General features: G+C 69.5%; 28 protein-coding genes and 1 tRNA gene. 17 read left to right on the top strand and 12 right to left on the bottom strand.

The genetic code is table 11. The annotated features are described in order from the left end of the window. The first annotated feature begins 186 nt into the window (after positions 1–186). The 4 genes from uvrC to RSP_RS13740 all read left to right on the top strand — a co-directional run bounded on the left by uvrC (position 187) and on the right by RSP_RS13740 (position 3,490). Positions 187–2,058, top strand: coding sequence for an excinuclease ABC subunit UvrC (gene uvrC, locus RSP_RS13755; RefSeq protein ID WP_011338696.1), 1,872 nt, complete (start codon positions 187–189; stop codon positions 2,056–2,058). 79 nt (positions 2,059–2,137) lie between these two features. After that, positions 2,138–2,803 (top strand): CDP-diacylglycerol--glycerol-3-phosphate 3-phosphatidyltransferase, encoded by a 666-nt coding sequence (gene pgsA, locus RSP_RS13750; RefSeq protein WP_002721439.1) that lies wholly within the window; start codon positions 2,138–2,140, stop codon positions 2,801–2,803. Next, positions 2,800–3,048 carry a molybdopterin converting factor subunit 1 gene (gene moaD, locus RSP_RS13745; protein WP_002721437.1) on the top strand — a complete coding sequence of 83 codons (249 nt, stop codon included), beginning with the start codon at positions 2,800–2,802 and terminating at the stop codon, positions 3,046–3,048. The genes pgsA and moaD overlap by 4 nt, the downstream gene beginning before the upstream one ends. A 1-nt stretch (position 3,049) precedes the next feature. Continuing rightward, a complete protein-coding gene (locus tag RSP_RS13740; RefSeq protein ID WP_002721436.1) occupies positions 3,050–3,490 on the top strand; it encodes a molybdenum cofactor biosynthesis protein MoaE in 441 nt (146 codons plus the stop codon). 83 nt (positions 3,491–3,573) lie between these two features. Here RSP_RS13740 and RSP_RS13735 read toward each other — a convergent pair whose 3' ends face one another. Genes RSP_RS13735 through argB form a run of 3 tightly spaced genes read right to left on the bottom strand, consistent with a single transcriptional unit; the run spans position 3,574 to position 5,602 of the window. Further along, a complete protein-coding gene (locus tag RSP_RS13735; RefSeq protein WP_011338695.1) occupies positions 3,574–4,080 on the bottom strand; it encodes a SixA phosphatase family protein in 507 nt (168 codons plus the stop codon). After that, on the bottom strand, positions 4,077–4,721 hold the full coding sequence (locus RSP_RS13730) for a hypothetical protein (protein ID WP_011338694.1): 645 nt from the start codon (positions 4,719–4,721) through the stop codon (positions 4,077–4,079). Before RSP_RS13730 ends, RSP_RS13735 begins: the two co-directional genes overlap by 4 nt. Then, a complete protein-coding gene (gene argB, locus RSP_RS13725) occupies positions 4,721–5,602 on the bottom strand; it encodes an acetylglutamate kinase (RefSeq protein ID WP_002721433.1) in 882 nt (293 codons plus the stop codon). The genes RSP_RS13730 and argB overlap by 1 nt, the downstream gene beginning before the upstream one ends. Positions 5,603–5,725: 123 nt before the next feature. Between argB and RSP_RS13720 the strand changes: the two genes are divergently transcribed. Beyond that, positions 5,726–6,466, top strand: a complete 741-nt coding sequence (locus tag RSP_RS13720; RefSeq protein WP_017139979.1) for an SDR family NAD(P)-dependent oxidoreductase — start codon at positions 5,726–5,728, stop codon at positions 6,464–6,466. A 3-nt stretch (positions 6,467–6,469) separates the two neighbouring features. Here RSP_RS13720 and yihA read toward each other — a convergent pair whose 3' ends face one another. From yihA to rpmH, 8 genes are all read right to left on the bottom strand, one after another. Further along, on the bottom strand, positions 6,470–7,123 hold the full coding sequence (yihA, locus tag RSP_RS13715; RefSeq protein WP_011338692.1) for a ribosome biogenesis GTP-binding protein YihA/YsxC: 654 nt from the start codon (positions 7,121–7,123) through the stop codon (positions 6,470–6,472). Next, positions 7,120–7,863, bottom strand: a complete 744-nt coding sequence (locus RSP_RS13710; RefSeq protein ID WP_011338691.1) for an MOSC domain-containing protein — start codon at positions 7,861–7,863, stop codon at positions 7,120–7,122. The genes yihA and RSP_RS13710 overlap by 4 nt, the downstream gene beginning before the upstream one ends. Next, on the bottom strand, positions 7,860–9,731 hold the full coding sequence (gene yidC, locus RSP_RS13705; protein WP_011338690.1) for a membrane protein insertase YidC: 1,872 nt from the start codon (positions 9,729–9,731) through the stop codon (positions 7,860–7,862). The genes RSP_RS13710 and yidC overlap by 4 nt, the downstream gene beginning before the upstream one ends. A gap of 109 nt (positions 9,732–9,840) precedes the next feature. Then, positions 9,841–11,367 (bottom strand): putative bifunctional diguanylate cyclase/phosphodiesterase, encoded by a 1,527-nt coding sequence (locus tag RSP_RS13700; RefSeq protein ID WP_011338689.1) that lies wholly within the window; start codon positions 11,365–11,367, stop codon positions 9,841–9,843. A 73-nt stretch (positions 11,368–11,440) separates the two neighbouring features. Further along, a complete protein-coding gene (gene ttcA, locus RSP_RS13695; RefSeq protein ID WP_011338688.1) occupies positions 11,441–12,319 on the bottom strand; it encodes a tRNA 2-thiocytidine(32) synthetase TtcA in 879 nt (292 codons plus the stop codon). A gap of 26 nt (positions 12,320–12,345) precedes the next feature. Further along, positions 12,346–12,600 carry a membrane protein insertion efficiency factor YidD gene (gene yidD / locus RSP_RS13690; RefSeq protein WP_002721423.1) on the bottom strand — a complete coding sequence of 85 codons (255 nt, stop codon included), beginning with the start codon at positions 12,598–12,600 and terminating at the stop codon, positions 12,346–12,348. Beyond that, a complete protein-coding gene (gene rnpA / locus RSP_RS13685) occupies positions 12,597–13,010 on the bottom strand; it encodes a ribonuclease P protein component (protein WP_002721421.1) in 414 nt (137 codons plus the stop codon). Before rnpA ends, yidD begins: the two co-directional genes overlap by 4 nt. 22 nt (positions 13,011–13,032) lie before the next feature. Further along, positions 13,033–13,167, bottom strand: a complete 135-nt coding sequence (gene rpmH / locus RSP_RS13680) for a 50S ribosomal protein L34 (RefSeq protein WP_002721419.1) — start codon at positions 13,165–13,167, stop codon at positions 13,033–13,035. Between the two features lie 180 nt (positions 13,168–13,347). On the opposite strand from rpmH, the gene RSP_RS13675 reads away from it, so the two are divergent. From RSP_RS13675 to RSP_RS13660, 4 genes are all read left to right on the top strand, one after another. Next, on the top strand, positions 13,348–14,076 hold the full coding sequence (locus RSP_RS13675; protein ID WP_011338687.1) for a TVP38/TMEM64 family protein: 729 nt from the start codon (positions 13,348–13,350) through the stop codon (positions 14,074–14,076). Beyond that, a complete protein-coding gene (locus tag RSP_RS13670) occupies positions 14,077–15,489 on the top strand; it encodes a dihydrolipoyl dehydrogenase family protein (protein WP_011338686.1) in 1,413 nt (470 codons plus the stop codon). 57 nt (positions 15,490–15,546) lie between these two features. Beyond that, entirely contained in the window at positions 15,547–16,947 is a 1,401-nt protein-coding gene (locus RSP_RS13665) for a sensor histidine kinase (RefSeq protein WP_009563098.1), read from the top strand. A gap of 363 nt (positions 16,948–17,310) precedes the next feature. Continuing rightward, positions 17,311–17,387 (top strand) — tRNA-Arg (locus RSP_RS13660). A gap of 73 nt (positions 17,388–17,460) precedes the next feature. On the opposite strand, the gene RSP_RS13655 is transcribed toward RSP_RS13660, so the two are convergent. Beyond that, positions 17,461–18,339, bottom strand: a complete 879-nt coding sequence (locus tag RSP_RS13655) for a LysR family transcriptional regulator (protein ID WP_002721410.1) — start codon at positions 18,337–18,339, stop codon at positions 17,461–17,463. Positions 18,340–18,552: 213 nt separating this feature from the next. Between RSP_RS13655 and RSP_RS13650 the strand changes: the two genes are divergently transcribed. From RSP_RS13650 to rimM, 8 genes are all read left to right on the top strand, one after another. Further along, positions 18,553–19,053 (top strand): hypothetical protein, encoded by a 501-nt coding sequence (locus tag RSP_RS13650; RefSeq protein ID WP_002721408.1) that lies wholly within the window; start codon positions 18,553–18,555, stop codon positions 19,051–19,053. Between the two features lie 280 nt (positions 19,054–19,333). Beyond that, the gene (ffh, locus tag RSP_RS13645) at positions 19,334–20,851 is read left to right on the top strand and encodes a signal recognition particle protein (protein WP_011338684.1); all 1,518 of its coding nucleotides are present in this window, start codon (positions 19,334–19,336) and stop codon (positions 20,849–20,851) included. Between the two features lie 76 nt (positions 20,852–20,927). Further along, positions 20,928–21,464: a GNAT family N-acetyltransferase gene (locus RSP_RS13640; protein ID WP_011338683.1), complete on the top strand. Its 537-nt coding sequence runs from the start codon at positions 20,928–20,930 to the stop codon at positions 21,462–21,464. Further along, positions 21,461–21,991, top strand: coding sequence for a GNAT family N-acetyltransferase (locus RSP_RS13635; RefSeq protein WP_011338682.1), 531 nt, complete (start codon positions 21,461–21,463; stop codon positions 21,989–21,991). Before RSP_RS13640 ends, RSP_RS13635 begins: the two co-directional genes overlap by 4 nt. After that, positions 21,988–22,548: a GNAT family N-acetyltransferase gene (locus RSP_RS13630; RefSeq protein ID WP_011338681.1), complete on the top strand. Its 561-nt coding sequence runs from the start codon at positions 21,988–21,990 to the stop codon at positions 22,546–22,548. The genes RSP_RS13635 and RSP_RS13630 overlap by 4 nt, the downstream gene beginning before the upstream one ends. A 38-nt stretch (positions 22,549–22,586) precedes the next feature. Then, entirely contained in the window at positions 22,587–22,886 is a 300-nt protein-coding gene (locus tag RSP_RS13625) for a chorismate mutase (RefSeq protein ID WP_002721398.1), read from the top strand. A gap of 39 nt (positions 22,887–22,925) precedes the next feature. Continuing rightward, positions 22,926–23,276 carry a 30S ribosomal protein S16 gene (rpsP, locus tag RSP_RS13620; protein WP_009563092.1) on the top strand — a complete coding sequence of 117 codons (351 nt, stop codon included), beginning with the start codon at positions 22,926–22,928 and terminating at the stop codon, positions 23,274–23,276. 100 nt (positions 23,277–23,376) lie between these two features. After that, positions 23,377–23,886, top strand: a complete 510-nt coding sequence (gene rimM / locus RSP_RS13615) for a ribosome maturation factor RimM (RefSeq protein WP_002721394.1) — start codon at positions 23,377–23,379, stop codon at positions 23,884–23,886. Positions 23,887–23,923: the final 37 nt, after the last annotated feature.

The following is a 23,923-nucleotide window of genomic DNA, read 5'->3' as shown; positions in this document are numbered from 1 at the left end:
TAAAAAGTAGCTTAATTTTTGCGCAAATGAGGGAAGCTGCCATGGAACAAGGGAAAATCGGCGCTGCTCCAAGCTTTCCCTCAGACTTATCCACAGAAACGGTGGACAGGTTTCCTCTTGTAGACCCCCCGTTATCGTTGCAGCGAGAGAGGGAATCGCCGAAGCGCGAGGAAGACGGAGTCGGACGTGCAGGATAACGAGACGGACGGCCGCGATGTGCCGACCGGACATGCGGTGATTCAGGGCTACCTGAAGACGCTCGACGGCTCGCCGGGCGTCTACCGGATGCTCGATGCCCAGAGCCAGGTGCTCTATGTAGGCAAGGCGCGCAACCTCCGGGCGAGGGTGTCGAACTACGCGCGCCCCTCGGGCCATTCCGGCCGCATCGCCCGGATGATCCGCGAGACCGCCTCGATGATGTTTCTCACAACGAGAACGGAGACCGAGGCCCTCCTGCTCGAACAGAACCTCATCAAGCAGCTCAAGCCGCGCTACAACGTGCTCCTGCGCGACGACAAGAGCTTCCCGAACATCCTGATCGCCAAGGACCATCCCTTCCCGATGCTCAAGAAGCACCGGGGCAAGAAGTCCGAGAAGGGCAGCTACTTCGGCCCCTTCGCAAGCGCCGGCGCCGTGAACCGGACGCTGAACCAGCTTCAGCGGGTCTTTCTTCTGCGCACCTGCTCGGATGCCACCTTCGAAAGCCGCACGCGGCCCTGCCTTCTCTTCCAGATCAAGCGATGCTCGGCCCCCTGCGTGGGCCGGGTGCCGGCCGAGGATTATGCCGAGCTGATCGGCGATGCCGAACGCTTCCTGCAGGGGCGGACGACGAAGGTTCAGGCCAACCTCGCCGAGCAGATGCAGGCGGCCTCGGAGGCCATGGAGTTCGAGCGCGCCGCGGCTCTCCGCGACCGGATCAAGGCGCTGACGCAGGTGCAGTCCTCGCAGGGGATCAACCCCCGCGGCGTGGCCGAGGCCGATGTGATCGCCGTCCATCTGGAGGGCGGTCAGGCCTGCGTGCAGGTCTTCTTCATCCGGGCGAACCAGAGCTGGGGCAACCGCGACTTCTTCCCCCGCACCGGCGCCGGGGCGGAAGAACCGGAGATTCTCGAGGCCTTCCTCGCGCAGTTCTACGACGACAAGGAGCCGCCGCGGATGATCCTGCTCTCGCATCCGGTGGACAATCCCGATCTCGTGGGGCAGCTCCTGTCCGAGAGGGCGGGGCGCAAGGTGACGCTCGGGGTGCCGCAGCGGGGCGAGAAGGCCGAGCTGGTCGAGAATGCGGCCCGCAATGCGCGCGAAAGCCTTGCCCGCCGCATGGCCGAGAGCGCCACGCAGAACAGGCTGCTCGCGGGGCTCGCCGAGGCCTTCGAGCTCGATGCGGCCCCGAAGCGGATCGAGGTCTACGACAACTCGCACATCCAGGGCACCAATGCGGTCGGCGGCATGATCGTCGCCGGACCCGAGGGTTTCCTGAAAAGCCAGTATCGCAAGTTCAACATCCGTGGCGCGGCGGGGGCGCAGGGCGACGACTTCGGCATGATGAAGGAGGTGCTGACCCGCCGCTTCGAGCGCCTGCTGAAGGAAGACCCCGAGCGCAAGACCGACGCCTGGCCGGATCTTCTGCTGATCGACGGCGGCGCGGGGCAGGTCTCGGCCGTGCAGGAGATCCTGCAGGAGCTGGGGGTGGACGACGTGCCCTTCATCGGCGTGGCGAAGGGCATCGACCGCGACGCGGGCAAGGAGGAGTTCCACCGCCCCGGCGAGCCGCCCTTCGCGCTGCGCATGAACGATCCGGTGCTCTATTTCGTGCAGCGCCTGCGCGACGAGGCCCACCGCTGGGCCATCGGCGCCCACCGGGCGAAGCGGGCCAAGGCCGTCAGCGCCACGCCGCTCGACGAGATCCCGGGGGTGGGGGCCGCGCGCAAGCGCGCGCTGCTCGCGCATTTCGGCTCGGCCAAGGCGGTGGCCCGGGCGGGCGTGCCCGATCTCTGCGCGGTCGAGGGCATTTCGGAGACGATGGCGCAGTCCATCCACGATTATTTCCACGGGAGCTGAGGCCGGTTCGGGCCCCTGAGGCGGGGCGCCGCTCTCCAACCCTCTTCCCCCCGCGGCGGCGAATGGCTAGACCTGCGGCATGAACTGGTCGATCCCGAATATTCTCACCGTTCTGCGCCTGCTGGCCGCGCCCGGCGTGGCGGTGATGTTCCTCTATTTCCATAGGCCCTGGGCCGACTGGTTCGCGCTCACGCTCTTCATCCTGGCGGCGGTGACGGACTTCTTCGACGGCTATCTCGCCCGGCTGTGGAAGCAGGAATCGAAGTTCGGCGCCATGCTCGATCCCATCGCCGACAAGGCGATGGTGGTGATCGCGCTGGTCATCATCACCGGCTATTCCGGCATGAACCCCTGGCTGATCCTGCCGGTGACGCTGATTCTCTTCCGCGAGGTCTTCGTCTCTGGCCTGCGCGAATTCCTCGGCGCGAAGGCCAGCCTCCTGAAAGTCACCAAGCTCGCCAAGTGGAAGACGACGGCGCAGATGGTGGCGATCGCCATCCTGTTCCTCGGCACCGGGCTCGAGCATCTCGAAGGGATCGCACGGCAGGGCATGACCTGGGAGCAATATGCCCGGGCGGTCAGCGCCGGCGAGGCCGATCCGATCCGTAGCTGCGGGATGCACGGCTGCTCGTCCTATGCAACCTGGCTGGGGCTTGCGCTGATCTGGATCGCGGCGGCCCTTACCTTCATCACCGGCTGGGACTATTTCAGGAAGGCGCTTCCCTACCTCAAGGACGAGAAATGATCGATCTGCTTTATTTCGCCTGGGTCCGCGAGCGGATCGGGCTGCCGCGCGAGCGGCTGGAGACCGAGGCCGCCACCGTGGCGGAGCTGGTCGAGGAGCTCCGCGCGCGCGAGGAGCGCTATGATCTGGCCTTTGCCGATCTCTCGAGCCTCAGGGTCGCTCTCGATCAGGAGCTGGCCGAGTTCGACGCGCCGCTCGAGGGCGTGCGCGAGGTGGCCTTCTTCCCGCCGATGACCGGGGGCTGAGATGCGCGTTCTGGTTCAGGCCGAGCCCTTCGAGTTCGGCGCCGAGGCGCAGACCTTCGCGGACGGCGCTGCAGGGGCGGGGGCCATCGTGACCTTCACCGGGCTCGTGCGCGACCTGTCGGGCGCGCTCGAGGCCATGGAGATCGAGCATTATCCGGGCATGACCGAACGCGCCATCGCCGCCATCGCCGAGGAGGCCCGGCAGCGCTGGCACCTGATCGATGCGCTGGTGATCCACCGGCACGGCCGGCTCGGGCCCTCGGAGCCCATCATGATGGTCGCGACCGCTGCGGCGCACCGGGCCGAGGCCTTCGCCGCAGCCGAGTTCCTGATGGATTATCTGAAGTCGCGGGCGCCCTTCTGGAAGAAGGAAGTCACCGCCGGGGGCGCCGACTGGGTGGCGGCCAAGGAAGCGGACGAGGCCGCGCTCGGGCGCTGGTAGACGGGGGCTGTCTGCCCCCGGCCGCCCCGGCGGGGCGGCTCCCCCGAGGATATTTCTGCCAGAATGAAAGGGGCGGCCGCGGCTCAGCTCACCAGTTCGCGCGGCACGATGAAGTCTGCCGGCTCGGCCATGCCGTAGCCCGCATCCGCCCAGTCGATCTCGCCGAAATCGGCGACCAGCGTCGCGCCGGTCGGATATTTCTGGAACTCGGGGCTGAGCGGCGGGTGCTTGACCAGCCGATGGGCGAATTCGGCGATGCCCGGATTGTGGCCGAGCAGGCAGACCGTGTCGGCGGTGGCATGACGCAGGACGGCCAGCATCACGTCGGCGCCGGCATGGTAGAGCGCGGGCTTCAGCGTGGGCTCCGGCGCGTCGGAGAGGAAGGGAGCGATGCCCTCCCAGGTCGCCCGGGTGCGCAGCGCGTCGGAGCAGAGCACTTCGCCCGGCACATAGCCGCGCGAGGCGAGCCACTGGCCGAGGTCGCGCGCGGCACCCTCGCCGCGGGGATTGAGCGGACGGTCGTGGTCCGGGAGCAGGGGATCGTCCCAGGCCGACTTCGCATGGCGGATCAGGATCAGGCGCTTGGTCATCGGTGGAACTGCCTCATGTGGTAGGCGGATTGGATCTCCATCCTTGCATGGCCCTGCGAGCGGGGGCAAGCGCGGCGAACCGCGCAGCCGCGGTCGAGGCAGGAGGTGCCCGCAGGGCTTTCGAGGAAGGCATGGCAGGCCGGCACGTCATAGCCCCCGGCGCCGAGCGCCCCCGCGGGGCAGGCCGTGAGGCAAGGCCGGTTGGCGCAGTCGGTGCAGGGCGAGACCCCTCGGGCGGGCTCCAGCCGTTCGCGCAGCGCGAGCGCCCCGCGGCAGGAGAAGAAGAGCCCGGCCTCGTCATGGACGATCAGCCGCACCGGCGAGGCGAAGGCGCGGCCCGTGCGCAGGGCCCAGCCGTAGAAGGGCCACCAGGGCGGGCCGCCGAAGGGAAAGACCGGAAAGGCGCCGATCTCGTGGGCGAGGCGCGCGATCACGCGCTCGGACCAGCGGTCGACCGGGTCCGGGCGGCCGTCCTGCCATTCGGGCTGGGCGGTGAGGTGCGGCCAGAATCCCGGCTCGCGCGGACCGAGGAGGAGGAGGCTCTGCGTCCCCTCGGGCAGCCCGTCGCCGGGCTCGGTCGCAAAGCCCCCGAGGATCGTGAGCCGCTCGGCCGCCGCCCGCGCCTCGATCCGCTCGAGCATCAGCGCCGCACGCGCGGCTTCACCCGGGGCTCGGTCGAGCGGATGATGGTGCCCGCGCCCTCGTCGGTGAAGATCTCGATCAGGCAGGCGTTGGGGGTGCGGCCGTCGAGGATCACCACCGCGCGCACGCCCTCGTCGAGGGCGGCGAGCGCCGTCTCGGTCTTGGGGATCATGCCGCCCGAGATCGTGCCGGAGGCCACCATCTCGCGCACCTGGCTCGGGGTGAGCTGGCTCAGCACCTCGCCGCTGGCATCCTTCACGCCGGCCACATCGGTCAAAAGGAGCAGGCGGTCGGCCTGAAGCGCGCCGGCGATGGCGCCCGCCGCCGTGTCGCCGTTCACGTTGAAGGTCTCGTTGTCGGCCATGCCGGTCGCGACCGGGGCGACGACCGGGATGATCCCCGCATTGTAGAGATCGCGCAGCACCTGCACGTTCATCTCGACAGGCTTGCCCACGAAGCCGAGATCCGGGTCGTCGGCCACGCAGACCATCAGGTCGTCGTCCTTGCCCGAGATGCCCACCGCGCGGCCACCCTGATCGTTGATCGCCTGCACGATCCGCTTGTTCACGAGGCCCGAGAGCACCATCTCGACCACCTCGACCGTGGCCTTGTCGGTCACGCGCTTGCCGCGCACGAATTCCGACTTGATGCCGAGCTTGCCCAGAAGCTCGTTGATCATGGGCCCGCCGCCGTGCACCACGACCGGGTTCACCCCCACCTGCCGCATCAGCACGATGTCGCGCGCGAATTCGGCCATCGCGGCCTCGTCGCCCATGGCGTTGCCGCCGAATTTGACCACCACCACGGCGCCCGCGTAGCGCTGAAGATAGGGTAGGGCCTCCGACAGGGTGCGGGCGGTGGCGATCGGATCTCGCGTCATGGCGGCGGCCTCATCTGCGGGCGGTTGTCGGGGTCGCGCCTCTGGTAGCGCCTTTGCGGGGGCCTGCCAAGCGGCGGTGCCTTGCAAATGCGCCCCGCTCGCGTAGCTTCGCCGAAAAGGGGAATGGCGATCATGGGCGAACAGAAGACGATGGTGCTGACCGGCGCCAGCCGCGGCATCGGCCACGCAACGGTCAAGAGATTCTCGCGCGAGGGCTGGCGGGTGCTGACCTGCTCGCGTCAGCCGTTCGATCCGCGCTGCCCCTGGCCCGGCGGCGAGGAGAACCATATCCAGGTCGATCTCGCCAATCCCGACATGACCATCCGGGCCATCGAGGCGATCAAGGACAAGATCGACGGCCGGCTCCATGCGCTGGTCAACAATGCGGGCGTCTCGCCGAAGGGGCCGAAGGGCGAGCGGCTGAGCACGATCACCACCGACCTGCGCACCTGGGGACAGGTGTTCCACGTCAATTTCTTCGCCTGTGTCGTGCTGGCCCGCGGCCTGCAGGAAGAGTTGACAGCCGGCAAGGGCTCGATCGTCAACGTGACCTCGATCGCGGGCAGCCGGGTGCATCCGTTCGCGGGCGCGGCCTATGCCACCTCGAAGGCGGCGCTGGCGGCGCTCACGCGCGAGATGGCGCACGATTTCGGGCCGCTCGGCGTGCGGGTGAATGCGCTTGCGCCCGGCGAGGTCGAGACCGCGATCCTCTCGCCCGGCACCGACAAGATCGTCGAGAAGCTGCCGCTGCAGCGGCTGGGTCAGCCGAGCGAGGTCGCGGATGCGATCTGGTTCCTCCGCTCCGACCAGTCGAGCTACATCTCGGGCGCCGAGATCGAGGTCAACGGCGCCCAGCACGTCTGAGCGTCAGCCGAGCGTGGCCACGATCGTCCGCAGGGTCTCGATCCCCATCCCCTTCTCCGAGCTCGTCATCACAAGCTCGGGGTAGGCGGCCGGGTGCTTCTTGAGGGCGCCCCGCACCTGATCCAGCACCGCCTCGCGCTCGGCCTGGCTCACCTTGTCGGCCTTGGTCATCACCACCTGAAAGGTCACGGCCGAGCGGTCGAGCAGGGTCAGGATCTCCTCGTCCACCGATTTCACCCCGTGCCGGGTGTCGATCAGCACGAAGGCCCGCCGCAGCGTCTGGCGGCCGGCGAGATAGCCCTTGAGCAGCCGTTGCCAGCGTTGGACGATGGGCTTCGGCGCCTCGGCATAGCCGTATCCCGGCAGGTCGACGAGATAGCGGCTGGGGCCGAGCGCGAAATAGTTGATCTCCTGCGTCCGGCCCGGCGTGTTCGAGGCCCGCGCCAGAGCCTTGCGGCCGGTCAGCGCGTTGATGAGGCTCGACTTGCCCACGTTCGAGCGACCGGCGAAACAGACCTCGATCCGGTCGGCCGGCGGCAGCGCCTCCATCGTGGTCACGCCCTTCACGAAGTCGCAGGGTCCGGCGAAGAGAAGCCGGCCGGCCTCGCGGCTCGCCTCGTCGGGCTCGGGGGAGAGGGGGAAGGGCAGGGATGTCACGATCTCACCTCGTCGCCGATGGTCAGGGGGCCGCCCTCGAGGACGGTCGCATAGATGCCGAAGTCGCGGTGGCCATAGTGGGTCTCGAGCGCGCCGAGCGTGTCGGCATCGACCACGCCGGTCCCGGGATCGGCCATGGTGGCGCGGCAGCGGGTGATCCGCTCCTCGACGCGCAGAAGGGTGGGGCCCACGCGGATCTCGCGCCCGATCAGGTCGAACTCGGCCCAGGGCTCCCAGCCCTCGACCCAGAGGTTTCCGCGCCAGCGGTGGATCGAGAGCGACCGGCCCATTCGGACGGAGAGGTCGGTCAGGCTCGAGAGCGAGAGGATCGAGACCGAGGGGAAGGCGCTGTCGGTCATGCCGCGACCGGCCGAGACGATGCGGGCGGGCCGCGCGCGGCCCTCGGGCATGAGCGGCGCCACCCAGTCGAGGAACCGCGCCGTCTCGGCCGGATCGTCGGGGCGGAAGGCGAGGGGGGGCAGGTCCGGATGCGAAAGCCGGACGCAGGCGGTGGTCTCGTCGAGCGCGGCCGTGATCGCCATCAGCCCCGGCGCCTTCGCACCGCGGGTGAAATTCTGGCAGGGCGCCCAGCCGCCGTCGAGGCGCGCGCCCTCGTGCGCGACGGCCCAGTGGCGGTCCCACGGCAGGCAGGCCCCCGGCGAAAGCAGAACGGACGCGAGTTCCTCGCGTCCGTGGGCCTTGATCGGGTGACGGCAGATGTGGCGGAGCCGCGCCGTCATGGTTTCCGCTTCTTCGCCGGCGCCGCACCGTCGTTCGCGGCCTTGCCGGCGGGCTGCGCCGCGGGCTTGCGGCTGAAGCTGGCCTTGATGTTGCCGAAGATGTCCGGGTGATGGCCGTGGCTGCGCATGATGACATACTGCTGGGTGAAGGTGATGAGGTTGTTCACGATCCAGTAGAGCACCAGGCCCGAGGCGAAGTGGCCGAGCATGAACATGAAGACCCAGGGCATCCAGGCGAAGATCATCGCCTGCGCCTTGTCCCCGGGTGCCGGGTTCAGCTTCTGCTGCAGCCACATCGAGACGCCGAGCAGGATCGGCAGGGCCCCGATGAAGATCAGCGCCATCGTCGTGCCGGGCGTCGGCGCGGCCCAGGGGGCGAGGCCGAAGAAGTTGAAGATCGAGGACGGATCGGGCGCCGACAGGTCCTTCAGCCAGCCGAAGAAGGGGGCATGGCGCAGCTCGATCGTGACGAAGATCACCTTGTAGAGCGAGAAGAAGATCGGGATCTGGATCAGGATCGGCAGGCAGCCCGCGGCCGGGTTCACCTGCTTCTCCTTGTAGAGCCGCATCATCTCGCGCTGCATGAGCATCTTGTCGTCGCCGGCGCGCTCGCGCAGCGCCTCGAGCTCGGGCTGCAGTTCCTTCATGCGGGCCATCGAGACGTAGGACTTGTAGGCCAGCGGCAGCACCAGCGCCTTGAGCAGGAAGGTCAGCGCGATGATGGCAAGACCCATGTTGCCGATCATGTGGTTGAGCCAGTGCAGCACCGTGAAGATCGGCTTGGTCAGGAAGAAGAACCAGCCCCAGTCGATCGAGTCGATGAAGCCCGGGATCGGCTCGGCTCCCTCGGTGGGCTCAGTCGCGCCCTCGTTCTGGTAGGCGCGGATCGTCTCCCATTCCTTCGCGCCGGCGAAGAGGCGCGAGCTCACTTCGGCCGTGGCGCCGGGCGCGACGGTGACGAGCTGTTCGCGCGTCTCGGCCTGATAGATGTCGGCGCCGGGGACGTATTTCGTGACGCTGGTGAAGGGCTGGCCCTGCTGCGGGATCAGCGTCGTCATCCAGTATTTGTCGGTGAAGCCGATCCAGCCGTCCTGCTGCGCGTCGATCACCTCGGCCTGCGCGCCTTCGCGCGCGACCTGCGGCAGCTCGGCCACCTTGTCGTATTTCGTCTCGGTGAGCTTGCCGTCGGCGCGGCCGACGACACCCTCGTGAAGAACGAAGAAATTCTGCAGGTTCAGGGGCTTGCCATGGCGGGCGACGATGCCGTACGGCGCGAGCTGGACGGCCTGGCCGGAATTGTTCTCGACCGTCTGCGCCACGCTGAACATGTAATGGTCATCGACCGAGATCGTCCGCGTGAAGACGAGACCCTTGCCATTGTCCCACTGCAGCGTCACCGGCTGGTCCACGCCGAGCGCGCCGCTGCCGACCTGGGTCCAGGTCGTGTTGGCGCCGGGCACGTCCTCGTAGCCGAGCGCCCCGGCGGGGGTCCAGCCGTAAAGGGCGTAATAGGCGTTGGGCTGGCCCACCGGCGAGAGCAGGCGGACGATCTGCGACTGCGGATCGAGCGTCTCGTGGTAGGACTTGAGCGACAGGTCGTCGAGCCGCCCGCCCAGCATGGAGATCGACCCCTGCAGCCGCGGCGTGTCGATGACGACACGCTGGGTCTCGGGCAGATCCGCGTCCGGCGGCACGGCGGTCGTCGGAGCATCCGGGGTGGCCGAGGGGGCCACGGCGGTTTGCTGCGTCGCGACCGTGGGCTCGCCTTCCGTCACCGCCTCCGGGGGCGGGAACAGGAAGAACCAGACCATGATCACGAGGAAGCTGAGTCCGGTCGCCAGGATGAGGTTCTTGTTCTGATCGTCCATGAAAGACACGCGGTTCCTGTTCAGGGGTGCGGCCGTTCAACAGAAGGGGGGGGCAAAGGTCAAGCGCTTTTCCCCGTGAGCGACCGGGGGTCGCCGTGCCGCCCGGGGGTCAGGAACCGGGCGTTGCGCACCGGGCGGCAAGGGGCAGGCGCACCCGCCGGTTCTCGAGCCAGGCGGTGGCGTCCGAAAGCGGCATCGGGCGGGCGATGGCATAGCCCTGCAGGTAGCCGCAGCCGAGGGCGGTGAGCGTGGCCAGTTCTCCCGGCGTTTCCACGCCTTCAGCCAGTGTCTCGAGCCCGAGTTGTCGCGCCATGGAAATGATCGCGGCCAGCATCGTCCGCTGGGCCGCGTCGGAATCGGCCCGTGTCACGAAGCTGCGGTCGATCTTCAGCCGCCGGAGGGCGAAGCGGCGGATCGTGGTGATCGAGGCGTGGCCGGTGCCGAAGTCGTCGAGATCGACCCCGAAGCCGCAGGCGGAGAGGCCCGCGATGTTGTGAACGACGACATCGCTCGCGCCCTCGGCGACCACCGTCTCGAGGATCTCGACCGAGAGGCGCGCGGGCGTCAGCTCGAATCGGTCGAGCTCCCACTTCAGCCGGTCGACGAGGCGCGGGTTGCGCAGATCGGTGGCCGAGAAGTTCACCGCGACGCAGGGGACGCAGAGACCGGCACGGTCCCAGTGGCGCAGGGCGGTGAGCGCCTGAAAGAGCATGACCTCGCCCAGCCGTTCGGAGAGGCCCGCCCGCTCGATGGCGGGCAGAAAATCCTGCGGGAGGAGCAGTCCGCGCTCGGGATGCTGCCAGCGCGAGAGGACCTCGAACCCGCCTATGGCACCGTCCTCGGTGCGGATCTGCGGCTGGAACCAGCCCGTGAACTGGCCGGTGTCGAGGGCGGTCTCCAGAAGCCCCCGGTCGGCGTCCCGGTCGGCGCGGTTGCGGCTCATGCCGAGGGCATAGGCGCGCACGGCGCCGGGGCCGTTCCGGCTGGCCTCGTCTGCCGCCATCTGCGCCGCATCGAGCAGCGCACGCCCGGTGGGCGCGGGCGTGCGCTCCGCCAGGCAGAAGCCGATCGAGCAGGTCACATGGATCCGCGTGCCCTCCACGCTGATCGGAGCCGCGATCGCGGTTTGCAGACGGCCCGCCAGCAGCACCACCGACTGAAGGTCGAGCCGGCGCACCGGATGCAGGGCCACGGCAAGGCCGCCGCCTTCCAGCCGGGCCACCGTGTCGCCTTCGCGCAGGGTGCTGCACAGCCGGTCGCAGCAGCGGGCCAGCACCTCCGACTGCGTGGCACGCCCGTGCCGGTCGAGAAGCTTGTCCATCCCGTCGAACTGCAGCACGAGGCAGGCCGTCGTCCGTCCGGTGCTTTCGCGGTCCTGAAGCACCCGGTCGAGCGACGCGATCACCTGCGGGCGCAGCGCCAGCCCGTCGGGCGTCACGGACGGCGCGGCCGGGCGGAAGGCGCCCACCGTCGCGTAGAACAGCGGCAGGCCGAGTGCGACAAAGACGAGGGCCCGCTCGCCCCCGAGCCAGTAGGCGAGCAGCGACAGGGCGGGCAGGAAGGCCAGGACCTCGGGCCGGCGCAGCAGCTGTCCCGCGCGTCCGAGACCGGAGGATGATCGGCCCGAGAGCTGCATTGCGACCCCCTTTTCGTGGTGGCTGGGCCATGGCCCCGACTGCACACCCTACGAAGGGAATCTCAGTGGAAGGTTAAGCTTCGCCCCGAAGGTGCGGCGGCTCGTCCTGCCTCTCCTCGGAGGCGCGCGGGGCGGTGGCGAGACCGAGGAAGTCGAACAGGCCGGGGTCGAGCAGGTGCGAGGGGCGCGCATTCATCAGCGCGCGGAACATCACCTGTCGCCGGCCGGGGCTCCGTGCCTCCCAGCCGTCGAGGATCTGCTTGACCTGCTGGCGTTGCAGGCCCTCCTGCGAGCCGCAGAGGTCGCAGGGGATGATCGGATAGGCCATGTCGCGGGCGAACTTCTCGCAATCGGCCTCGGCCACGAAGGCCAGCGGGCGGTAGACGAAGAGATCCCCGTCCTCGTTCACGAGCTTGGGCGGCATGGTGGCCAGCCTGCCGCCGTGGAAGAGGTTCATGAAGAAGGTCTCGAGGATGTCGTCTCGGTGGTGGCCCAGCACCACGGCCGAGCAGCCTTCCTCGCGCGCGATCCGGTAGAGGTTGCCGCGCCGGAGCCGCGAGCAGAGCGCGCAGTAGGTGCGCCCCTGCGGGATCTTGTCCATGACGATGGAATAGGTGTCCTGATATTCGATCCGGTGCGGGACCCCCATCCGGCTCAGGAACTCGGGCAGGACCGTGGCGGGAAAGCCCGGCTGGCCCTGATCGAGGTTGCAGGCCAGCAGATCCACCGGCAGGAGACCGCGCCATTTCAGCTCGTGGAGCACTGCGAGCAGGGTGTAGCTGTCCTTGCCGCCCGAGAGGCAGACCAGCCAGCGCGCGCCGCGCTCGACCATGCCGTAGGTCTCGATGGCCTCGCGCACCTCGCGCACGATCCGCTTGCGCAGCTTGCGGAACTCGGTCGTCTGCGGGGCGCCGGCGAGCAGCGGATGGATCTCGTCCTGATCGTCGAACATGCGGGTCTCCGGCGGGATGGGGACGCTCAGCCGCGGGGGCGCCGGTCGTGCTCGGGATCGGCGCCCGGCACGGGATCGTAGCCCGATCCGCCCCAGGGATGACAGCTGAGAATGCGGCGGGCGGCCAGCCAGCCGCCCTTCAGCGCCCCGTGCCGCTCCAGCGCGTCGAGCGCATAGACCGAACAGGTGGGCTGGTAGCGGCAGCCATGGCCGACCCAGGGGCTGAGAAGCAGGCGGTAGGCCCGCACGGGCAGGGCCAGGACCTGCGCCAGCGGGCTCATCCCCGCTCGCCGTGGATCTGGCGGAGCGCGCGCTCGAGATCGGCGAGGAGGGCGGCATAGGGACGCTCGACCGTGGCGCCGGGGCGGCCGACGAGGACATAGTCCCAGCCGGCATGGCCCTGCACCGTCAGCACCGCGCGCGCAATCGCCCTGAGCCGCCGCTTGGCGCGGTTGCGGAGGACGGCGTTGCCCACCTTCTTCGAGCAGGTGAAGCCCACCCGGATGCCGCCTTCCGCCTCGCGGCGGCGGGCCTGCAGCAGGAAGCCGGGCGTGCCCTGCCGGCGCGCCTGGGCCGCGCGCAGGAAGTCGGCGCGTTTCCTCAGGATCTCGGGGGCGGGATGTGCCGACGCCGCCGGAGATCCGGCGGGCGCGGCATCGCTGCCTGTCCCTCCGGCCTCCGGCGGCGTCATGTCACTGGGCCCTTGCGGTCGCTCAGGCCGAGAGCTTCTTGCGGCCCTTGGCGCGGCGGGCGTTCAGCACGAGGCGGCCGCCCTTGGTGGCCATGCGCGCGCGGAAGCCGTGGCGACGCGCGCGGACCAGGTTCGACGGTTGAAAAGTGCGCTTCATCGCGGATCTCCTAGGTATGCAGCCGGAACCCCCGCGGATTCGCAGGCCACGTTCCTTTGAAGCCCGCCTCATAGTGGCGACGCGGAGCCAAGTCAATTCGTCCGGTTCAAGAAAATCCCGGCCCCCGGCGCCGCAGCACTGGCCGTCGCGCGGGCAAGACCCCATCTTGACCGCGACCCCATGGAGCCGCCCTTGCAGACGCGCCGATCCGCCGACCTTCTCCGCCGCCTGCCGATCCTCGTGATTCTCCTCGTGGCCGCGGGAGGGGCGGTGCTGCTGCACGACCGGCTGTCCTTCGAGGCGCTGGCGCAGCACCGCGAGGCGCTTCTGGCCTTCCGCGATGCCCATTACGGGGCCTCCGTGCTGGCCTTTCTGGCGGCCTACGTGGCGGTGGTCACCTTCAGCCTGCCGGGCTCGCTGCTCTGCACCCTGACGGGGGGCTTCCTCTTCGGGCTCTTTCCGGGCGTGCTCTATAATGTCGCGGCCGCGTCGGTGGGGGCGGTGCTCCTGTTCCTCGCGGCCCGGGCGGGCTTCGGCGCCCGGCTCTCGCAGCGGATCGAGGCGCAGGGCGGGGCGGTCGCGCGCCTTCAGGCCGGCATCCGCGAGAGCGAGTGGTCCGTGCTGTTTCTCATGCGGCTGGTGCCCGTGGTGCCCTTCTTCGTGGCGAACCTCCTGCCGGCCTTCCTGAATGTCCCGCTCCACCGGTTCGCCGTGACCACGGTGCTGGGCATCCTGCCCGGCGCGCTCGTCTATACCTCGGTCGGCACCGGCCTCGGCGCCGTGCTCGCGCGCGGAGAAGCGCCGGATCTGGGCATCATCTTCACGCCGCAGGTGCTCGGGCCGCTTCTCGGCCTTGCCGCGCTCTCGGCGCTGCCTATCGTCCTGAAACTTGCACGGAAGGGACGGTGAATGGAGCGGATCGAGACGGATCTCTGCGTGATCGGCGCGGGCTCGGGCGGGCTGTCGGTCGCGGCCGGGGCGGTGCAGATGGGCGCGCGGGTGGTGCTGGTCGAGGCGGGCGAGATGGGTGGCGACTGCCTGAACGCGGGCTGCGTGCCCTCGAAGGCGCTGCTCGCCGCAGGCAAGGCCGCGCAGGCGATGCGGACGGCCGGGGCCTTCGGGATCCGTCCGGTCGAGCCCGAGATCGACTTCGCCGCGGTCAAGGACCATGTGGCGCGCACCATCGCCGCCATCGCTCCGCATGACAGTCAGGAGCGGTTCGAGGGGCTGGGCGTGCGCGTCCTGCGCGACTGGGGCCGCTTCGTCTCGCCGACCGAACTGCGCGTGGGCGCGCGGACGGTGGTGGCGCGCCGCTTCGTGATCGCCACCGGTTCGCGGCCCCTCCTGCCGCCGATCCCTGGGCTCGACCGGGTCAAGGCCCTGACGAACGAGACGATTTTCGCGCTTCGCGAACGGCCGGAGCATCTGATCGTGATCGGCGGCGGGCCGGTCGGCATCGAGATGGCGCAGGCGCACCGGCGTCTGGGCTCTCGCGTGACGGTGATCGCGGGGGAAAAGGCGCTGCCCAAGGACGATCCCGAACTGGCGGCCGTCCTGCTCGACCGGCTGCGGGCCGAGGGGGTGGAGATCGTCGAGGGCGCCCGGGCCGAGGCGGTGCAGCCTCTGGCCCATGGCCTCGAGGTGACGGCCGGAGACCGGCGCATCGCGGGCTCGCATCTTCTGGTAGCCGCGGGCCGAAAGCCTGCGCTGGACGCGCTCGATCCGGCGGCCGCCGGGGTGGAGGTGACCGAGAAGGGTGTGAAGGTCGGGCCCGATCTGCGCTCCTCGAACCGGCGGATCTATGCGGTGGGCGATGCCGCAGGCGGGCCGCAGTTCACCCATCTCGCAGGCTATCACGCCTCGGTCGTGATCCGCTCGATCCTGTTCGGGCTGCCCTCGAAGGCCACGGCGCTCATTCCGCATGTCACCTATACGGAGCCGGAACTGGCGCAGATCGGCCTGACCGAGGCGCAGGCGCGCGAGATCCACGGCGACCGGCTGGAAGTGCTGCGCGTGCCGGTTGCGGGCAGCGACCGGGCGCAGGCGGAAGCCGCGACGGAGGGGCTCGTGAAGCTCATGGTGGCGCGCGGCCGGCCGGTGGGCGTCTCCATCGTGGCCCCCCACGCAGGCGAGATGATCGGCCTCTGGGCCATGGCGCTGGCCTCGGGCGCCAAGCTCTCGACGGTGGCGGGTCTGGTGCTGCCCTATCCCACGCTCAACGAACTGTCGAAACGCGCGGCAGGAGCCTATTTTTCCCCGAAGCTCTTTGATAGTCGGGTGGTCAGGACGGCGGTGCGCACTTTGCAACGCCTGTTGCCCTGACGGACCCGTGGATCCGATGGGCGCGTTGGTAACCGGTAGAGTCGGAAGGACAAGATCTTGCGGCGGTTCCTGAACACGCTCTCCGGGCGGTTCCTGATGCTGACCGCCGCCTTCGTCATGCTGGCGGAGGTGCTGATCCTCGTGCCCTCGGTGGCGCGCTTCCGCGAGGATTACCTCCTCCTCCGGCTGGAGAAGGCGCAGATCGCGTCGCTGGCCCTGCTGGCGGCGGACGACATGATCGCGCCCGACCTCGAGGCGGAGCTTCTGGCCAATGCGGGCGTCTACAACGTGGTGCTGCGCCGCGACGAGGTGCGCCAGCTTGTGCTGTCCTCGCCCATTCCCGTGCCGGTGGAGCAGACCTACGACCTGCGCTTCGCGGGCCCCCTCGGGCTGATCCGCGACACCTTCATGGATGTGCTCGACAAGCAGGGCGTGATTCGGGTGATCGGCGAACCGGTGGAGAGCGGCGGCCAGCAGATCGAGGTCGCGCTCGAACGGGGCCCCATGCGCAAGGCCATGCTCGAGCATGGGGCGCGGGTGCTCGTCTTCTCGGCGCTGATCTCGATGGTGACGGCGCTTCTGCTGTTCCTTGCGGTGCGGCGGCTTCTGGTGGTGCCGATCCGGCGGGTCGTCACCCACATGACCGCCTATGCCGAAGCGCCCGAGGATGCGCGCCGCGTGATCGCGCCCACCGCGGGCATCCGCGAGCTGCGCGAGGCCGAGGAGGCGCTGCAGATGATGCAGACCCAGCTCATCGGCGCGCTGCGCCAGAAGGAGCGGCTGGCCCAGCTCGGCGGGGCGGTGGCCAAGATCAGCCACGACCTGCGCAACATCCTGACGACGGCGCAGCTGTTTGCCGACCGGCTGTCGGCCTCCGACGATCCGGCGGTGGCCCGGGCGGCGCCGAAGCTGGTGGGATCGATCCGGCGCGCGGTCTCGCTTTGCGAATCGACGCTGACCTTCGGGCGCGCCGAGGAGCCGCCGCCCCAGATCGCGCGCGTGCCGCTGCGCCGGCTGATGGAGGAGGTGGCCGAGGCCGAATCGCTGGTGGCGGATGCCAGCGTGGGCTGCCTGATCGATGTGGCGCCGAACATGGTGATCCGTGCCGACGGCGAGCAGCTCTACCGCGTGCTGGGCAACCTCGTGCGCAATGCGCGGCAGGCGCTGGAGACGGCGGGCCGGCCCGGCACCATCGAGCTCTCGGCGGGCGAGGGCGAGGAAGAGTGGTGGATCAAGGTGGGCGACACCGGGCCGGGCCTGCCGCCCAAGGCGCGCGAACATCTCTTCACCGCCTTCCAGGGCGGGGCGCGCAAGGGGGGCTCGGGCCTCGGGCTCGCCATCTCGGCCGAGCTGGTGCGTGGTCACGGCGGACGGCTCGACCTGTTGCGGAGCGACAGCGACGGGACGGAGTTCATCATCCGCCTGCCCAAGGGGGCCGGTCTCAGCGCCCTCGTCTGATGATCTGTCGGCCCCTCGGCCGTCCTTGCGCATTGCCCGCCCGGCCGGTCATCCCTAAGCCGAGGCCCTGACGTGGGTAAAACCCGACGAGGCCCGGGGTGGAGCAGCCCTTTCGTGCGCGCCGCCTGTCCGGCCCTGCGTCCGCGGGCCGCGCCCCTTGCATCATCAGAAGCGAACCGGAAGGCTGAGCACGCACAGCCGCATCAGAAAAGCGTCGAGACCGGCAAGGCTCTGACGCCTTTCGCAGAAGGGCCGCGGCCCCTTCCGACAGGGCTTGCGGCCCGTGCGGCGTCCGGGTCCCGAAGAAATCTTCGGATCGGCCCTTGCATTGTCCGGCGGCCCCGGCTAAATCGCCGTCACCACGCACCCGTAGCTCAGCTGGATAGAGCATCAGACTACGAATCTGAGGGTCGGGCGTTCGAATCGCTCCGGGTGCGCCACTTTCCCCTTCCTGTCAGTCGTCGATCGGGCCTCCGCCCGTGAGCCGGGCGCTCTTGCCTCGCCCCCGGGGAATCAGACGTCCACCCAGTCCTTCGCGGCTTCCTTCAGATGTGACAGGAAGTTCTGCACCTTCAGCGTGCGGTGCAGATCGACATGGGTGACGATCCAGATCGGGGACTCCCATTCCGGGCGGGGCGGCAGGATCTCGATCAGGTCGGTGCCCGTGGCCTCGCGCACCGGCAGGAAGCCCAGCCCCGCGCCCTGCCGCACCGCATCCGCGAGCGCGGCCGATTCCGTGCCGCGGAAGGTGATCCGGTCGGGCGAGACCTGATCGCGCAGCCAGCGATGATAGGGCGCGCGGGGAATGTCGGCGCCGACGAACCGGTGCCGCTCGAACTCCTCCGGGCCCGCGGGCAGGCCGTGCGCGGCCGCATAGGCGGGCGCGGCATAGAGCGCGGTGCGCAGGCGTGCGAGCGGCTGGACCACATTGTCGGGCTCTTCCGGGGTCGAGCCCGCGCGGATCGCCACATGCGCCTCTCCATATTCGAGGCGGAAGAGGCGCAGGTCTGTCAGGTAGCGCACCACGACAGCGGGATGACGCTCCTGAAAGCTGGTGAGGACCGGCGTGATGAGGCTCGAGAAGCCCGGTACCGACGTCACCACCAGCTCGCCCGCCACCGTCTCGCCATTGCCCTTGATGCGGCTCGACAGCTGCGAGAACTGCTCCTCGGTGGTCTGGGCCACGAGGAGGAGGTCGCGGCCCGCTTCGGTCGGCGTGTAGCCGCGCGCATGGCGCTGGAAGAGCCGCGCGCCGAGCCGGCGCTCGAGCGCGTCGATGTGACGGATGACGGTCGCGTGATGCACGCCGAGCACTTCGGCCGCTCCCGACACGGTGCCGAGCCGCGCCACCTGAAAGGCGGTCCGCACCTCGTCCCAGTTTTCGAATCCCATGTCTGCCCCCGTCCGAATCGCGTGGAAGTGATGTGCGCCTGTGCACAGCATACTGGCCGAGCCGGGAACTTACACGGCTAACGCTCAGAGCCTACATCCTCCTCACGAGCCGCGGAGATCGCCCCAAGCCGGAGACGGAGGGAGCGCAAGCCACGGCCCGCAAAGGATAATCGGCCGATCCGCAGGGGCGGACGGCCCAGCAGGAGACATGAGATGTCGTTCAAATTCATTCCCGCCGCCCTCGTCCTCGCCATTGCCGGCTCGACCGGGGCCGCCTTCGCCGACACCAACACCGCGCAGATCGCCGCCGGCGCAGGCGTCTCGGCCGAGAGCTACAGCCTCGGCCAGATCGTCAGCCTGAAGGCCGCGCGCGCGGCCCACAAGCCCGCGCTGGTGCAGTGGATCCTCGCCCATCCGAAAGGCGCGGATGCGACGCAGGCGATGGACGCCGCTTCGGTGCGTCAGCTCGAGCTCGCGCTCGGGGTTCCGCACGGGCAATACAGCCCCACCGAGCTCGTGAAGCTCTACGGCGCCATCGAGTCGGGCAACCGCGCGACCGAGGCCTTCATCTTGAAGGGTGAGACCGGCACGACGGTGCAGGCCGACTCGGTCGTGGCCAAGGCGCAGCTCGCCCGGTCGCTGGGCGTCAACCCGGCCGACTACACCCTGTCGGAGCTGATCGCGCTGCAACCGGTCGACCGCAGCAACGGCTGACCTCCCGTTGCCGCGCTCCGGCCGCTCCCGCCGGAGGAAAGGCGCGCCCCGCAAGGGACGCGCCTTTTGCATGGGCTGCGCCTCGATCCCCTGCATGGGTTGACTCCGCGCCCGAGGAAGCGTATCGCCGCGAAGATTTCCGGAGTTCCGTTGGAGCCTCCGGTCCCGGTGCACGACCGGGATCGCCACCCATCAGCGCGATGCGCCCATGGGTGCCGTTGTGATTTTCGCCGTCCCGTCCTAGGTCGGGGCAGAGTTCAACAGGTCGGGGGAGACCGCGATGTTCGAAAGTCTGTCCGAACGCCTAGGCGGCGTGTTCGAGCGGCTCACCAAGCAGGGGTCGCTGACCGAGGACGACGTGGCGACCGCGCTGCGCGAAGTGCGCGTCGCCCTGCTCGAAGCCGACGTGTCGCTGCCCGTGGCGCGGGATTTCGTCAAGAAGGTTCAGGAGAAGGCCACGGGCCAGGGCGTCACCAAGTCGGTGACGCCGGGCCAGCAGGTCGTGAAGATCGTCCATGACGAGCTCGTGTCCGTGCTGCGCGGCGAGGGCGAAGCCGACGCGCTCAAGATCGACAACCCGCCCGCCACCATCCTGATGGTGGGCCTTCAGGGCTCGGGCAAGACGACGACGACGGCGAAGCTCGCCAAGCGGCTGGCCGAGCGGCAGGGCAAGCGGGTGCTGATGGCCTCGCTCGACACCAACCGCCCGGCGGCGATGGAGCAGCTTCAGATCCTCGGCGCGCAGATCGGCGTGGACACGCTGCCCATCGTCAAGGGCGAGAGCGCGGTCCAGATCGCCAAGCGCGCCAAGACGCAAGGGGCGATGGGCGGCTACGACGTCATCATGCTCGACACCGCGGGCCGTCTGCACATCGACGAAGTGCTGATGGACGAGGTTCAGGCGGTGCGCGACCTCGCGCAGCCGCGCGAGACGCTGCTCGTCGTCGACGGCCTCACCGGGCAGGACGCGGTGAATGTCGCGGCCGAGTTCGACGGCAAGGTGGGCATCTCGGGCGTGGTGCTGACCCGGATGGACGGCGACGGCCGCGGCGGCGCCGCGCTCTCGATGCGCGCCGTGACCGGCAAGCCGATCCGCTTCGTGGGCCTCGGCGAGAAGATGGATGCGCTCGAGACCTTCGAGCCCGAGCGGATCGCCGGCCGCATCCTCGGCATGGGCGACATCGTGGCCCTCGTCGAAAAGGCGCAGGAGACGTTCGAGGCCGAGCAGGCCGCCAAGATGATGAAGCGGTTCCAGAAGGGCCTCTTCAACATGAACGACCTCAAGATGCAGCTCGAGCAGATGCTCAAGATGGGCGGCATCCAGAGCATGATGGGCATGCTGCCGGGCATGGGCAAGATGTCGAAGGCCGCCGAGGAAGCGGGCTTCGACGACAGGTTCATCCGCCGTCAGGTGGCCCTCATCAACTCGATGACCAAGAAGGAGCGGGCGAACCCCGACCTGCTGCAGGCCAGCCGCAAGAAGCGCATCGCGGCAGGCGCCGGCCTCGAGGTGCAGGAGCTGAACCGGCTGCTGAAGCAGCACCGGCAGATGGCCGACATGATGAAGAAGATGGGCAAGGGCGGCATGATGAAGCAGGCCCTGAAGCAGATGATGGGCAAGGGCGGCGGCATGCCGGACATGTCCGGCGTCAGCCCCGAGGAGATGCAGGCCGCGGCGGCCGCCATGAAGGGCAAGCTGCCGCCGGGCATGGGCGGGATGGGCGGATTTCCCGGAATGCCGGGCGGCATGAAGCTGCCGCCGGGCCTCTCGGGCCTCGGCATGGGCAAGAAGAAATGAGGCAGGCCGTGCGCCCCGCCTCCGCGAGCCTCCCCGCCGTCCGGCGGCCGGAGGCGCGTGGCCCGGAGGGGCGCGCATGAACCTGCCGTTCGAGATCCCGGTCCTGCGGACCGACCGCCTCGTCCTGCGCGGCCCGCGCGAGAGCGACCTGCCCGCGATGATCGCCTTCGGCGAGAGCGACCGCACGCGCTTCATCGGCGGGCGGCAGGACAGTTTCGGCACCTGGCGGATCTTTCTCGCCGGCATCGGCCACTGGGCGCTGCGCGGCTACGGCATGTGGTCGGTCGATACGCGCGAGGGCGCCTTCGTGGGGCGGGTCGGGGTCATCAACCACATCGGCTGGCCCGAACCGGAACTCGGCTGGCACCTCTACGAGGGCCACGAAGGCAAGGGCTATGCCCATGAGGCGGCGCTCGCGGCGCGCGACCACATGCAGGTCCGTCTCGGCATGGGGCCGCTCATCTCCATGATCGATGCCGAGAACGTCCGCAGCCTCTCGCTGGTCCGGCGCCTCGGCGCCACGCTCGAACGCGCCTTCGAGGAAGGCGGCCGGCTCATCCATATCTACCGCCACCCGTCCGACGCGGACGGCGGGATCGAGGCCTACGCATGATCTCGGTCACCGGAAGCCCCGCCCTCACCACCGAACGGCTGACGCTGCGGATGCCTGCTGCGCGCGACTGGGAGCCGATCGCGGCCTTCCTCACCGGCGAGCGGGCCCGCTTCATCGGCGGCGCACTGACGCGCGACAAGGCCTGGCGCGCCTTCGGCCACATGGTCGGCCACTGGGTGCTGCGCGGCTACGGCATGTTCGTCTTCACCCGCCGCGGCAGCGACGAGGCGCTGGGCATGGTCGGCCCCTGGTTCCCCGAGGGCTGGCCCGAGCACGAGATCGGCTGGTCGGTCTTCACCGACGCCGGCGAGGGGCAGGGCTATGCGCGCGAGGCGGCCGAAGCTGCCCGGCGCCATGCCTTCCAGAACCTCGGCTGGAAGACCGCCGTCAGCTACATCCATCCGCACAATGTCCGATCGATCGCCCTGGCCGAGCGGCTGGGGGCCGTGCGCGACGAGACGGCGGCCTATCCGGGAGACGGGCCGACGCTGGTCTTCCGCCACCCCGGCCCCGGGGGGCGCGGATGAGCGAGCCCTGGACCCATCCCCTGACCCGCGCCGCGGCGATGCAGGCCGCGAGCCTCGCCGCCGCGGTGCCCGAGCTCGCGACCCCGCGTCTGCGGCTCCGTGCGCCCCGGCTCGAGGATTTCGCGACCTACGCCGAGATCGTGGGCTCAGACCGCGGGCTGGGCCTCGGCGGGCCGATGGCGCCCGCCGAGGCCTGGAACGATTTCTGCCGCATGGTGGCCACCTGGCTCCTGCGCGGCCACGGCCTCTGGTCGGTCGAGCGCCGGGGCGAGCTTCTGGGCTTCGTGCTGATCGGCATGGAGCCGGGCGACCCCGAGCCGGAGCTGGGGTTCCTCTTCACCGCCGAGGCCGAGGGGCAGGGTCACGCGCAGGAAGCCGCCGAGGCCGCCCGCGCCCATGCCTTCGGCGCCCTGGGCCTGCCCGGTCTCGTCTCCTGCATCGCCCCCGAGAATTTCCGCTCGCGCCGGCTGGCCGAGCGGCTCGGGGCCCGTCCCGATCCGGGCACGCTCGACGGCGTGCTCGTCTACCGTCACCCCGTGCCGGAATTGTCCGTATGAGTGCCCCGCGTCCCGAACATCCGGAGGATCCCGTCCCCATGACCGATGCCGCTGCCGCCCGCGCCCAGGGCCTGCTCCGCGACCACCGCGACAGCATCGACCGGCTGGATGCGATCCTTGTCTATACGCTCGCGGAACGGTTCAAGCAGACCCAGGCGGTCGGGCGGCTGAAGGCCGAGCACGACCTTCCTCCCTCCGATCCCGCGCGTGAGGCGCGCCAGATCGAGCGGCTGGAATGGCTCTCGAAGGAGGCCGACCTGGATCCGGAGTTCGCCAGGAAATTCCTGAACTTCATCATTTCCGAAGTCATCAGGCATCACGAGAAACTGCAGAAATGACCGGGCCCGCCCGGTGACAGCCAAGACAGGAGAAAACCCATGGCTATGAAAATCCGTCTCGCCCGTGGCGGTTCGAAGAAGCGTCCGCACTATTCCATCGTCGCCTCCGACAGCCGGATGCCGCGCGATGGCCGCTTCCTCGAGAAGCTCGGCACCTACAACCCGCTTCTCGCCAAGGACAGCGAGGACCGCATCAAGATGAACCTCGAGCGCGTGCAATACTGGCTGGCCCAGGGCGCGCAGCCGACCGACCGCGTGGCCCGCTTCCTCGAGGCCGCGGGCCTGAAGGAGAAGGCCGTGCGCAACAACCCCAAGGCCGCCGTGCCGGGCAAGCGCATGGCCGAGCTGGCCAAGAAGAAGGCCGACCGGGCCGCGGCTTCGGCCGAGTGATCGTGAGCGCGGCCCGTTCGGCGGGCTGCCCGGATCCACGGCGGCGGGGCGCGGCCTCCGGGCGCGTCCCGCCGACCCTTTGCATTTTCCGGGGCCGAAGATGACCAAGACCGACCGCGTCTGCGTGGGTGCCATCGCCGGAGCTTTCGGCGTGAAGGGCGAGGTGCGGCTGAAGTCCTTCTGCACCGAGCCGACCGACATCGCCTCCTACGGCCCGCTCTCGACCGAAAAGGGCGACCGCAGCTTCCGCGTGACGCTCACCCGGCCGGTCGCGGGCGGGCTCGGCGCGCGTCTGTCGGACGTCACGACCAAGGAAGAGGCCGACGCCCTGCGCGGCGTGGGGCTTTATGTCGACCGCGCGCGGCTCCCCTCGCTCGGCGACGACGAATTCTATCATGCCGACCTGATCGGGCTCGAGGTGCGCGACACCGGGGGCGCGCTTCTGGGCCGGGTCCATGCCGTGCACAACCACGGCGCGGGCGACATTCTCGAGGTCGCCGGCGCGGCCGGGCGCGAGGGTCTCCTCCTGCCCTTCACCCGCGCCGTCGTGCCGACGGTCGATCTGGCCGCAGGCCGCATCGTGGCCGACCCGCCCGAGGGGCTCGACTGAGCGTCCGCTCTTTCACTCTGCCCAAATATCCTCGGGG

It is taken from the genome of Cereibacter sphaeroides 2.4.1, assembly GCF_000012905.2.
GTDB lineage: Bacteria > Pseudomonadota > Alphaproteobacteria > Rhodobacterales > Rhodobacteraceae > Cereibacter_A > Cereibacter_A sphaeroides.
This window is presented reverse-complemented; position numbering and strand designations above follow the sequence as displayed.

Bases quoted from the DNA above. Each gene is read 5' to 3' on its own strand.
- RSP_RS13740 (WP_002721436.1), top strand. From the start codon at position 3,050: ATGCGCGTTCTGGTTCAGGCCGAGCCCTTCGAGTTCGGCGCCGAGGCG.
- RSP_RS13625 (WP_002721398.1), top strand. From the start codon at position 22,587: ATGACCGATGCCGCTGCCGCCCGCGCCCAGGGCCTGCTCCGCGACCAC.
- ttcA (WP_011338688.1), bottom strand. From the start codon at position 12,319: ATGTTCGACGATCAGGACGAGATCCATCCGCTGCTCGCCGGCGCCCCG.
- pgsA (WP_002721439.1), top strand. From the start codon at position 2,138: ATGAACTGGTCGATCCCGAATATTCTCACCGTTCTGCGCCTGCTGGCC.
- RSP_RS13635 (WP_011338682.1), top strand. From the start codon at position 21,461: ATGATCTCGGTCACCGGAAGCCCCGCCCTCACCACCGAACGGCTGACG.
- RSP_RS13650 (WP_002721408.1), top strand. From the start codon at position 18,553: ATGTCGTTCAAATTCATTCCCGCCGCCCTCGTCCTCGCCATTGCCGGC.
- yidD (WP_002721423.1), bottom strand. From the start codon at position 12,600: ATGAGCCCGCTGGCGCAGGTCCTGGCCCTGCCCGTGCGGGCCTACCGC.
- RSP_RS13735 (WP_011338695.1), bottom strand. From the start codon at position 4,080: ATGACCAAGCGCCTGATCCTGATCCGCCATGCGAAGTCGGCCTGGGAC.
- RSP_RS13655 (WP_002721410.1), bottom strand. From the start codon at position 18,339: ATGGGATTCGAAAACTGGGACGAGGTGCGGACCGCCTTTCAGGTGGCG.
- moaD (WP_002721437.1), top strand. From the start codon at position 2,800: ATGATCGATCTGCTTTATTTCGCCTGGGTCCGCGAGCGGATCGGGCTG.
- rimM (WP_002721394.1), top strand. From the start codon at position 23,377: ATGACCAAGACCGACCGCGTCTGCGTGGGTGCCATCGCCGGAGCTTTC.
- argB (WP_002721433.1), bottom strand. From the start codon at position 5,602: ATGACGCGAGATCCGATCGCCACCGCCCGCACCCTGTCGGAGGCCCTA.
- RSP_RS13630 (WP_011338681.1), top strand. From the start codon at position 21,988: ATGAGCGAGCCCTGGACCCATCCCCTGACCCGCGCCGCGGCGATGCAG.
- RSP_RS13640 (WP_011338683.1), top strand. From the start codon at position 20,928: ATGAACCTGCCGTTCGAGATCCCGGTCCTGCGGACCGACCGCCTCGTC.
- ffh (WP_011338684.1), top strand. From the start codon at position 19,334: ATGTTCGAAAGTCTGTCCGAACGCCTAGGCGGCGTGTTCGAGCGGCTC.
- rpsP (WP_009563092.1), top strand. From the start codon at position 22,926: ATGGCTATGAAAATCCGTCTCGCCCGTGGCGGTTCGAAGAAGCGTCCG.
- RSP_RS13670 (WP_011338686.1), top strand. From the start codon at position 14,077: ATGGAGCGGATCGAGACGGATCTCTGCGTGATCGGCGCGGGCTCGGGC.
- RSP_RS13700 (WP_011338689.1), bottom strand. From the start codon at position 11,367: ATGCAGCTCTCGGGCCGATCATCCTCCGGTCTCGGACGCGCGGGACAG.
- RSP_RS13675 (WP_011338687.1), top strand. From the start codon at position 13,348: ATGGAGCCGCCCTTGCAGACGCGCCGATCCGCCGACCTTCTCCGCCGC.
- rpmH (WP_002721419.1), bottom strand. From the start codon at position 13,167: ATGAAGCGCACTTTTCAACCGTCGAACCTGGTCCGCGCGCGTCGCCAC.
- RSP_RS13710 (WP_011338691.1), bottom strand. From the start codon at position 7,863: ATGACGGCGCGGCTCCGCCACATCTGCCGTCACCCGATCAAGGCCCAC.
- yidC (WP_011338690.1), bottom strand. From the start codon at position 9,731: ATGGACGATCAGAACAAGAACCTCATCCTGGCGACCGGACTCAGCTTC.
- rnpA (WP_002721421.1), bottom strand. From the start codon at position 13,010: ATGACGCCGCCGGAGGCCGGAGGGACAGGCAGCGATGCCGCGCCCGCC.
- RSP_RS13720 (WP_017139979.1), top strand. From the start codon at position 5,726: ATGGCGATCATGGGCGAACAGAAGACGATGGTGCTGACCGGCGCCAGC.
- RSP_RS13730 (WP_011338694.1), bottom strand. From the start codon at position 4,721: ATGCTCGAGCGGATCGAGGCGCGGGCGGCGGCCGAGCGGCTCACGATC.